At 57.1% G+C, this 2,868-nt stretch carries 3 protein-coding genes and 1 pseudogene; 2 read left to right on the top strand and 2 right to left on the bottom strand.

Going from position 1 to position 2,868, the window contains the following annotated elements; genetic code table 11:
- Positions 1-124 (top strand): annotated as a pseudogene (locus ABYM29_RS15420) (ribose 5-phosphate isomerase A); the annotation flags it as partial.
- Positions 125-151: 27 nt separating this feature from the next.
- Positions 152-412 carry a hypothetical protein gene (locus ABYM29_RS15415; RefSeq protein ID WP_372865680.1) on the top strand — a complete coding sequence of 87 codons (261 nt, stop codon included), beginning with the start codon at positions 152-154 and terminating at the stop codon, positions 410-412.
- A 20-nt stretch (positions 413-432) separates the two neighbouring features.
- Here ABYM29_RS15415 and metF read toward each other — a convergent pair whose 3' ends face one another.
- A complete protein-coding gene (gene metF / locus ABYM29_RS15410) occupies positions 433-1,266 on the bottom strand; it encodes a methylenetetrahydrofolate reductase [NAD(P)H] (RefSeq protein WP_372865679.1) in 834 nt (277 codons plus the stop codon).
- A gap of 145 nt (positions 1,267-1,411) precedes the next feature.
- Positions 1,412-2,806, bottom strand: a complete 1,395-nt coding sequence (ahcY, locus tag ABYM29_RS15405; RefSeq protein WP_372865678.1) for an adenosylhomocysteinase — start codon at positions 2,804-2,806, stop codon at positions 1,412-1,414.
- Positions 2,807-2,868: the final 62 nt, after the last annotated feature.

The raw sequence follows: 2,868 nt of genomic DNA, 5'->3' as shown, positions 1-2,868 counted from the left end.
GCAGAAGACTGAAGAGATCATCAACGGCATTACCGGCGTGGTCACCAATGGCCTGTTCGCCCTGCGCCCCGCCGACCTATTACTGCTGGGCAGTGCCGATGGCATCAAAACCCTGCAACGCTAAGGCAATGGACCAGCCCATAGACGCGCACTGCTTCGCGAGCGCGGCATCGACCCATCGGGTCACAGCGCTCGCCAGCTCAATCAAGCCATGCTTACCGAGGCCGACCTGATTCTCACCATGGAGTCGCAGCATATTCGCGGCATCAGTAAAATCACCCCACAGCTTGGCGGCAAAGCGTTTTTGCTGGGCAAAGGGTCAGACAATCAGCCAGTGCCCGACCCCTATCGCAAGAGCCGGGAATCCTTTGAGCACGTCTACACACTGCTGGACCAGTTTACCGACGACTGACTTAAGTATTTATAGCGAGATTAGGGGTGGGAGGCCTTGACCGCCTCAAGCATCCGCTTGACCGGCTGTACCTGATTCATAGTGTAGAAGTGGATGCCGGGGGCGCCCCCCTCCATCAAGATGTGACAGAGTTCAGTCACAAACTCCTCACCGAATTTGGCAATACTGTCGGCGTCTTGGCCGTAGCCCTCAAGCTTGCGGGCTAGCCAGCGCGGTATCTCAGCGCCGCAGTTACGGGAAAAGCGCGCCAAGTTGGCATAGTTGGTAATCGGCATAATGCCCGGATAAATAGGCTTATCGATACCGGCTTTTTCGCAGGCCTCGAGAAAGTAGAAGTAGGCGTCGGCATTGAAGAAATACTGGGTAATGGCGCTGTTTGCACCGGCGTCCAGCTTGTCCTTCAGGTAGCTGACATCCTGCTCATAGCTCGGCGCGTCCGGGTGCACTTCCGGGTAGGCCGCCACCTCCAACTCGAAATGATCGCCACTGTGCTGGCGGATAAACTCCACCAACTCGCGGGCATAGACCAATCGCGTGGCGCCCATCCCCGAGGGAATATCGCCGCGCAACGCAACGATGCGGCGCACGCCGGCCTCGCGATACTGATCCAGCAGCGCGCGCACTGCGTCTTCCTCGTCGCCGCCAAAAGAGAGGTGGGGCGCCACATCGATGCCCGCCGCCTTTGTTTCCAGCACGATGCCGCGAGTGTTGTCGCGGGTGGAGCCACCGGCGCCGTAGGTCACCGAGAAAAAGTCGGGGCTGAGGCTGTTCAGCTCATCGCGAGTGGCCGCCAGCTTGTCGCGACCAGCCTCGGTCTTGGGCGGAAAAAATTCAAAACTGTAGCGCTTGGCCATGGGGTATCCGGTCTGTATAGGCAATAATATTCTGCTGTTAGCGCACATCAACGTGCAGCTCGGCTAAGCAGTCGGCGGCGCAAGCCACCGCAGTGCTTAGCGGAGCTGCAGCGGCCTTTCAGCGACCGCTGCAGCCTTCAGCAACTTAGTACTTGTAGCTGTCTGGCTTAAAGGGACCCTCGACGCTAACGCCGATATAGTCCGCCTGCTCTGGCTTGAGCTGGGTAATCACGCCACCAAAGCCCGCCACCATATGCGCAGCCACTTCTTCGTCCAGCTTCTTGGGCAGCACTTCTACAGTGATCGCCGCCTCTTTTAGCTCTGCTTCAAGGTTGGCGAAACGACGCTCGTAGAGGTAGATCTGTGCCAGCACCTGGTTGGCAAAAGAGCCATCCATAATCCGGCTGGGGTGGCCAGTGGCATTACCCAGGTTCACCAGGCGGCCCTCGGACAACAGAATCAACTGGTCATTGCTGGCGCGATCGCGGTACACCACATGCACCTGGGGCTTGATCTCATCCCACTCCCAGTTTTCGCGCATATAGGCCGTGTCGATTTCATTGTCGAAGTGACCGATATTGCACACCACACAGCCGCTTTTCAGCGCTGCCAGCATATTGGCATCACAGACATTGACGTTGCCCGTGGTCGTCACCAGCAGGTCGGTCGACCCCAACAGCTGCTGATTGATGCTGTCGACACTGCCGCTGTTAATGCCATCGATGTAGGGCGATACCACTTCAAAGCCGTCCATGCAGGCCTGCATGGCGCAGATCGGATCGACTTCGCTGACTTTAACGATCATGCCTTCTTGGCGCAGCGACTGAGCCGAGCCCTTGCCGACATCGCCGTAGCCGATAACCAACGCTTTTTTACCCGACAGCAGGTGGTCAGTCGCGCGCTTGATCGCGTCGTTCAGGCTGTGGCGACAGCCGTACTTGTTGTCGTTCTTCGACTTGGTAACCGAGTCGTTAACGTTGATCGCCGGAACTTTCAGCTCGCCTTTCTTGAGCATTTCCTGCAGGCGGTGAACCCCGGTGGTGGTTTCTTCGGTAATGCCGTGAATAGCGTCAAGCATCTGCGGGTATTTGTCGTGCAAAATACCGGTCAGGTCACCGCCGTCATCCAATACCATATTGGCATCCCAGGGCTGACCGTCTTTCAGAATGGTCTGCTCAATACACCACTCGTACTCTTCCTCGGTTTCGCCCTTCCAGGCAAATACCGGAATACCGGCCGCGGCGATGGCCGCCGCAGCGTGGTCCTGAGTAGAGAAGATGTTGCACGACGACCAGCGCACTTCGGCACCCAGCGCGATCAGCGTTTCGATCAGCACACCGGTTTGAATGGTCATGTGAATACAGCCCAGAATTTTGGCACCCGCCAGTGGCTTGCTGTCGCCGTATTTTTCGCGCAGCGACATCAGCGCCGGCATTTCACTCTCGGCGATATTCAGCTCTTTGCGGCCCCATTCGGCCAGGCTGATATCAGCAACTTTGTAATCGCTGAAGTTTTCTACTGCGGTAGCAGTGGCAGTCATAATTCTATCCTCAATTTTTCGCAAATTTTCTGCGTCTTACAGCGCCGCCTTAAGAGCCTCGG

Source organism: Spongiibacter sp. (assembly GCF_041602295.1).
GTDB lineage: Bacteria > Pseudomonadota > Gammaproteobacteria > Pseudomonadales > Spongiibacteraceae > Spongiibacter.
Note: the sequence above shows the minus strand (reverse complement) of the source record. Positions and strands in the feature narration are given on the sequence as shown.